Here is a 6,177-nt window from a genome sequence, read left to right as displayed (position 1 = left end):
GAAATGGTGATGCCGGGTGACAACGTCAAGATGACCGTGACCCTGATCAACCCGGTCGCGATGGACGAAGGCCTGCGCTTCGCCATCCGCGAAGGTGGCCGCACCGTCGGCGCCGGCGTGGTCTCGAAGATCATCAAGTAATCTGTTAGACTCTGCGCCCCGATGTTGCCTGGGTAGGGCATCGGGGCGTATCAAAATGGGAAAGCAGGCACAGGATGTGCCTTGTGTTCCCCGGACCAGGAAGGGTCAAGGCCATTCAGGCGGCGTCAACAGGAGACTGTTGACAGCTGCCTGGCGTGCCATTATGCTTCTATGTCTGGGCAGGCTGGGAAACTGGTCTGCCTACGTTTTTGAGGTCTACGGATTGACCTTGTCGGCCTGCAGGAGTGCGGGCCGTCCGTATGCAGGAATTTCATGGGGCAAAGCAACCCAGAGGCTTTGTCTGTCGCTCTTTTAACGAAGGAACCTACCGCCATGGCGGACCAAAAGATCCGGATCCGGCTGAAAGCGTTCGATCATCGTCTGATCGACCGTTCGGCCAGCGAGATCGTTGAAACGGCAAAGCGGACCGGCGCGCAAGTGCGTGGCCCGATCCCGCTGCCGACCAAGATCGAGCGTTACACCGTTCTCGTTTCCCCGCACGTCGACAAGGACGCGCGTGACCAGTACGAGACCCGCACGCACAAGCGCGTGCTCGATATCGTTGACCCGAATGACAAGACCGTGGACGCGCTGATGAAGCTCGAACTGGCTGCCGGCGTCGACGTTCAGATCAAGCTGACCTGAGGACTACGACCATGACGAAGAAGTATTCGTTGGGCTTCGTGGGCCGCAAGGCCGGCATGAGCCGCGTGTTCACCGAAGATGGTCGTTCCATCCCGGTGACCCTGATCGAAGCCACCCCGAACCGCATCGCGCAGATCAAGACCGTCGAAACCGACGGCTACAGCGCCGTGCAGGTGACCGTCGGCGCGCGTCGCGCTGCCCTGGTCAACAAGCCGGAAGCCGGCCACTTCGCCAAGGCGAAGGTGGAAGCGGGTCGTGGCCTGTGGGAATTCCGCGTTGAAGACGCGCAGCTCGGCGACTTCGCCGTCGGCGGCGAAGTCAAGGCGGACATCTTCGAAGTCGGCCAGATCGTCGACGTCCAGGGTGTCACCAAGGGTAAGGGTTTCCAGGGCACCATCAAGCGCCACAACTTCCGTATGGGCGATGCAACCCACGGTAACTCGCTGTCGCATCGCGCGCCGGGTTCGCTGGGTCAGCGCCAGACCCCGGGTCGCGTTTTCCCGGGCAAGAAGATGTCGGGCCACATGGGCGCGGTGCAGCAGAGCACCCAGAACCTGGAAGTGGTCAAGGTCGACGTCGAGCGCGGTCTGATTGCGGTTCGCGGCGCCGTTCCTGGCGCGGCGGGTGGCGATGTGATCGTCCGTCCGGCGAGCAAGGCATAAGGAGAGATGACGATGGAACTCGTTATCACGGGTAGCAACAACAAGGTCTCGGTCTCCGACGCCGTGTTCGGTCGCGATTTCAGCGAAGATCTGGTCCACCAGGTCGTCGTTGCTTACCGCAACGCCGGTCGCGCCGGCACCAAGGCACAGAAGACTCGCTCCGAAGTGGCTGGTACCACCAAGAAGTCGAAGAAGCAGAAGGGCGGCGGCGCGCGTCATGGCGCACTGACGGCTCCGATCTTCGTCGGCGGCGGTGTCACCTTCGCGGCCAAGCCGCGCAGCTTCGAGCAGAAGGTCAATCGTAAGCAGTACCGTGCCGCCATGTGCGCGATCCTGTCCGAGCTGAACCGTCAGGGCCGTCTGACCATCGTGGAGGCCTTCGATGTCGAAGCGACCAGCACGAAGGGTCTGATCGCCAAGCTGGCCGGCCTGGAAGTGGGCAAGCGCCCGCTGATCGTCACCGAGGAAGCCTCCGAGCACCTGTACCTGTCCGCCCGCAATCTGCCGTACGTGCAGGTGCGTGACGTGCAGGGCCTGGACCCGGTGTCGCTGGTCGGTGCCGACACGGTCGTCATCACCGCTGACGCGGTCAAGAAGGTCGAGGAGTGGCTGGCATGAACAGCAACGAAAAAATCTTCAGCGTGCTGCGTGCCCCGCGTGTCTCCGAAAAGACCGCGCGCCTGCAGGAACTCTCCAACCAGTATGTCTTCGAAGTTTCGAACGAAGCCACCAAGGCCGATGTAAAGGCCGCGGTTGAGCAGCTGTTCGACGTCAAGGTCGAAGCCGTCAACGTGGTCAACGTCAAGGGCAAGAACAAGTCCTTCCGTAACCGTGCTGGCCGCCGCGGCGATTGGCGCAAGGCGTACGTTCGCCTGGCCGATGGCCAGTCGATCGATGTAACGGCCAAGGCCTGAGGTACATCCCATGCCATTGATGAAATTCAAGCCCACTTCCCCCGGCCGCCGTTCGGCCGTGCGCGTGGTTACGCCCGACCTGCACAAGGGTGCTCCGCACGCTGCGCTGGTCGAGTCGCAGAGCCGCTCGGGTGGTCGTAACCACCACGGCCGCATCACCACCCGTCACGTCGGTGGTGGCCACAAGCAGCACTACCGCATCATCGACTTCAAGCGCAACAAGCTGGGCATCCCGGCGCGCGTGGAACGCATCGAATACGATCCGAACCGCACCGCCCATATCGCCCTGCTGTGCTACGTCGACGGCGAGCGTCGCTACATCATCGCCCCGAAGGGCCTGAAGGCCGGTGATCAGGTGATCGCTGGTTCGGATGCCCCGATCAAGGCGGGCAACACCCTGCCGCTGCGCAACATCCCGGTCGGTACCACCATCCACTGCATCGAGCTGAAGCCGGGCAAGGGCGCTCAGATCGCCCGCGCTGCAGGTGCTGCCGTGCAGCTGGTCGCCCGCGAAGGCATCTACGCCACCCTGCGCCTGCGCTCGGGTGAAATGCGTAAGGTTCCGGTCGAGTGCTGCGCCACCATCGGCGAAGTCGGCAACGACGAGCACAGCCTGGAAAAGCTGGGCAAGGCCGGTGCCAAGCGCTGGCGCGGCGTCCGCCCGACCGTTCGTGGTGCTGCCATGAACCCGGTTGACCACCCGCACGGTGGTGGTGAGGCCAAGGCCGGCCAGGGTAACCCGCATCCGGTCACCCCGTGGGGTGTCCCGACCAAGGGTTACAAGACGCGCCATAACAAGCGCACTCAGCAGTTCATCGTCCGCGATCGTAGGGGCTAATCGACCATGGCACGTTCACTCAAGAAGGGCCCGTTCGTCGATCACCACCTCGTCAAGAAGGTGGAGGCCGCTGCGGGCAGCAAGAAGCCGATCAAGACCTGGTCGCGCCGTTCGATGATCCTGCCTGACATGGTAGGCATCACCATTGCCGTGCATAACGGCAAGAACCACATCCCGGTTCTCGTCAACGAGAACATGGTCGGCCACAAGCTCGGCGAATTTGCCATCACCCGGACCTTCAAGGGTCACGGTGGTGACAAGAAGTCGGGCAAGTAAGGAGAGATGACAATGGAAGCGAAAGCCATCCTGCGCACTGCGCGCATCTCCCCGCAGAAGGCTCGCCTGGTCGCTGACCAGGTGCGCGGTCTGCCGGCCGAACGTGCGGTCAATCTGCTGAAGTTCTCGGACAAGAAGGCTGCCCACCTGATCAAGAAGGTGGTGGAGTCGGCTATTGCCAACGCTGAGAACAACCAGGGCGCCGACGTCGACGAGCTGAAGGTTCAGACCATCATGGTTGATGAAGGTCCGACCCTGAAGCGTTTCATGGCGCGGGCGAAAGGCCGCGGTACCCGCATCCTCAAGCGCACCAGCCACATCACTGTGGTTGTGGGCGCCGGCAAGTAAGCGGATAAGGAAAAGACCATGGGTCATAAAGTTCATCCGATTGGTATCCGTCTCGGTATTTCCAAGGACTGGAACTCCAAGTGGTACGCCAACAAGGCCGAGTTCGCTGGTTACCTGGCAGCCGACCTGAAAGTTCGCGAAATGCTGCGCAAGAAGCTGGCTCAGGCCGGCATCAGCAAGATCCTGATCGAGCGTCCGGCCAAGACCGCGCGCGTGACGATCCACACCGCCCGTCCGGGCGTGGTGATCGGCAAGCGTGGTGAGGACATCGAGAAGCTGCGCAAGGAAGTGAGCGAGATGATGGGCGTTCCGGCGCACATCAACGTCACCGAAGTGCGCAAGCCGGAACTGGACGCGCAGCTCGTTGCCGAGTCGATCGCCCAGCAGCTGGAGCGTCGCATCATGTTCCGCCGCGCAATGAAGCGCTCGGTGGGCAACGCGATGCGCCTGGGTGCCCTGGGCATCAAGGTCAACGTGGGTGGCCGCCTCAACGGTGCTGAAATCGCCCGTTCGGAGTGGTACCGCGAAGGCCGCGTGCCGCTGCACACCCTGCGTGCCGACATCGACTATGGCTTCGCTGAAGCCAAGACGACCTACGGCATCATCGGCATCAAGGTCTGGATCTACAAGGGCGAGGTCTTCGATTTCTCCCAGGTTGGCCAGGAAAAGCAGGACGACACCCCGTCGCGCAACGATCGTCACGATCGCGGCGACCGTGGTGACCGTCAGCGCCCGGCCCGTGAAGCGAGGTAACGACAATGTTGCAACCCAAGCGAACCAAGTACCGCAAGGTACACAAGGGCCGTAACGAAGGCCTGAGCTGGAGCGCCAACGCTGTCAGCTTCGGCGAATACGGCCTGAAGGCAACCGCACACGGTCAGCTGACCGCGCGTCAGATCGAAGCGGCTCGCCGCTCGATCAGCCGCTACGTCAAGCGCGGCGGCAAGATGTGGATCCGCGTGTTCCCCGACAAGCCCATCACCAAGAAGCCCATCGAAGTTCGAATGGGTTCGGGTAAGGGTAACGTGGAATACTGGGTGGCCCAGATCCAGCCCGGCCGCATGATCTATGAAATCGAGGGTGTTTCCGAGGAAGTGGCTCGCGAGGCGTTCCGCCTGGCCGCCGCCAAGCTCTCGGTCACCACCACTTTCGTGACCCGTACGGTGCGCTGATGGATATCAAAACTCTCCGTGAAAAGTCGGCTGACGAACTCAAGGCCCACCTGATCGACCTGCGTAAGGAACAGTTCTCTGTCCGTATGCAGCAGGTCACCGGCCAGCTGCCGAAGACCCACGACATCCGCCGGGTCCGTCGCGAGATTGCTCGCGTCAAGACCCTGCTCGGCAGCACGAAGTAAGGATGGCCGCTATGAGCGACAATACTGAAAACAAGACGCTGCGCACGGTCGAAGGCCGTGTCGTCAGCAACAAGATGGACAAGACGGTTACCGTCCTGGTTGAGCGTCAGGTCAAGCACGCACTGTACGGCAAGTACATCAAGCGCTCGACGAAGCTGCACGCCCACGATGCCGACAACGCCTGCAAGGAAGGCGATGTCGTCCGCGTGACCGAGATTGCTCCGATGTCCAAGACCAAGAACTGGCGCGTGGTGGAAGTCATCACGCGTGCGGCTGAATAAGGAGTCTGAATCATGATCCAGATGCAGAGCTACCTTGACGTCGCGGACAATTCGGGTGCCAAGCAGGTGATGTGCTTCAAGGTGCTGGGTGGTTCCAAGCGCCGTTACGCCGGCATCGGCGACATCATCAAGGTCACCGTGAAGGATGCGATTCCGCGCGGCAAGGTCAAGAAGGGTGAAGTGTATGACGCCGTCGTGGTGCGTACCCGCAAGGGTGTGCGTCGCGCCGACGGCTCGCTGATCCGCTTCGACGGCAACGCTGCCGTCCTGCTGAACAACAAGCAGGAGCCGATCGGTACCCGTATCTTCGGGCCGGTGACCCGTGAACTTCGTTCGGAGAAGTTCATGAAGATCGTCTCGCTCGCTCCCGAAGTGCTGTGAGCGACAGGAGATAATCATGGCTAACCGTATCAAGAAGGGCGACCAGGTCGTCGTCAACACCGGCAAGGACAAGGGCAAGCAGGGCGAAGTCGTCCGCGTCGACGGCGACCGTGTGGTCGTCGCCAACGTGAACATCGTCAAGCGCCACACCAAGCCGAACCCGCAGGCAGGCGTTGCCGGCGGCGTGGTCGAGCGTGAAGCTTCGATCCATATCTCCAACGTGAATGTGCTGAACCCGGCTTCGGGCAAGGGCGAACGCGTTGGCTTCAAGGTGCTGGAGGATGGACGCAAACTGCGTGTGTTCCGCTCCAGCGGTGAGGCGCTCGACGCCTGA

At 61.9% G+C, this 6,177-nt stretch carries 14 protein-coding genes; all 14 read left to right on the top strand.

Annotation, left to right across the window (positions count from 1 at the left end; all coding sequences use genetic code 11):
- Nucleotides 1–141, top strand: a 141-nt coding sequence (locus tag AC5P5M_RS14240) for an EF-Tu C-terminal domain-related protein (protein ID WP_495206049.1), incomplete at its 5' end; no start/stop codon positions are given.
- 333 nt (nucleotides 142–474) lie between these two features.
- Nucleotides 475–786: a 30S ribosomal protein S10 gene (gene rpsJ / locus AC5P5M_RS14235; RefSeq protein WP_005408208.1), complete on the top strand. Its 312-nt coding sequence runs from the start codon at nucleotides 475–477 to the stop codon at nucleotides 784–786.
- An 11-nt stretch (nucleotides 787–797) separates the two neighbouring features.
- A complete protein-coding gene (gene rplC / locus AC5P5M_RS14230; RefSeq protein WP_004145336.1) occupies nucleotides 798–1,448 on the top strand; it encodes a 50S ribosomal protein L3 in 651 nt (216 codons plus the stop codon).
- A 12-nt stretch (nucleotides 1,449–1,460) separates the two neighbouring features.
- Nucleotides 1,461–2,066 carry a 50S ribosomal protein L4 gene (gene rplD, locus AC5P5M_RS14225; RefSeq protein WP_053519740.1) on the top strand — a complete coding sequence of 202 codons (606 nt, stop codon included), beginning with the start codon at nucleotides 1,461–1,463 and terminating at the stop codon, nucleotides 2,064–2,066.
- A complete protein-coding gene (gene rplW, locus AC5P5M_RS14220) occupies nucleotides 2,063–2,362 on the top strand; it encodes a 50S ribosomal protein L23 (protein WP_004145338.1) in 300 nt (99 codons plus the stop codon). Before rplD ends, rplW begins: the two co-directional genes overlap by 4 nt.
- Nucleotides 2,363–2,372: 10 nt before the next feature.
- A complete protein-coding gene (rplB, locus tag AC5P5M_RS14215) occupies nucleotides 2,373–3,200 on the top strand; it encodes a 50S ribosomal protein L2 (RefSeq protein ID WP_053519741.1) in 828 nt (275 codons plus the stop codon).
- 6 nt (nucleotides 3,201–3,206) lie between these two features.
- A complete protein-coding gene (gene rpsS, locus AC5P5M_RS14210) occupies nucleotides 3,207–3,476 on the top strand; it encodes a 30S ribosomal protein S19 (RefSeq protein WP_005415413.1) in 270 nt (89 codons plus the stop codon).
- Between the two features lie 12 nt (nucleotides 3,477–3,488).
- A complete protein-coding gene (gene rplV / locus AC5P5M_RS14205; RefSeq protein ID WP_080375339.1) occupies nucleotides 3,489–3,824 on the top strand; it encodes a 50S ribosomal protein L22 in 336 nt (111 codons plus the stop codon).
- An 18-nt stretch (nucleotides 3,825–3,842) separates the two neighbouring features.
- Nucleotides 3,843–4,577, top strand: coding sequence for a 30S ribosomal protein S3 (gene rpsC / locus AC5P5M_RS14200; protein WP_004145350.1), 735 nt, complete (start codon nucleotides 3,843–3,845; stop codon nucleotides 4,575–4,577).
- Between the two features lie 5 nt (nucleotides 4,578–4,582).
- Nucleotides 4,583–4,996: a 50S ribosomal protein L16 gene (rplP, locus tag AC5P5M_RS14195; RefSeq protein WP_053519743.1), complete on the top strand. Its 414-nt coding sequence runs from the start codon at nucleotides 4,583–4,585 to the stop codon at nucleotides 4,994–4,996.
- Nucleotides 4,996–5,181: a 50S ribosomal protein L29 gene (rpmC, locus tag AC5P5M_RS14190; RefSeq protein ID WP_004154487.1), complete on the top strand. Its 186-nt coding sequence runs from the start codon at nucleotides 4,996–4,998 to the stop codon at nucleotides 5,179–5,181. The genes rplP and rpmC overlap by 1 nt, the downstream gene beginning before the upstream one ends.
- A gap of 11 nt (nucleotides 5,182–5,192) precedes the next feature.
- On the top strand, nucleotides 5,193–5,462 hold the full coding sequence (gene rpsQ, locus AC5P5M_RS14185) for a 30S ribosomal protein S17 (protein ID WP_053519744.1): 270 nt from the start codon (nucleotides 5,193–5,195) through the stop codon (nucleotides 5,460–5,462).
- A 12-nt stretch (nucleotides 5,463–5,474) separates the two neighbouring features.
- A complete protein-coding gene (gene rplN / locus AC5P5M_RS14180; protein ID WP_010483978.1) occupies nucleotides 5,475–5,843 on the top strand; it encodes a 50S ribosomal protein L14 in 369 nt (122 codons plus the stop codon).
- Between the two features lie 16 nt (nucleotides 5,844–5,859).
- Nucleotides 5,860–6,177, top strand: a complete 318-nt coding sequence (gene rplX / locus AC5P5M_RS14175) for a 50S ribosomal protein L24 (RefSeq protein WP_053519745.1) — start codon at nucleotides 5,860–5,862, stop codon at nucleotides 6,175–6,177.

It is taken from the genome of Stenotrophomonas sp. YJH_SMC_106-19 (assembly GCF_059368375.1).
Note: the sequence above shows the minus strand (reverse complement) of the source record. Positions and strands in the feature narration are given on the sequence as shown.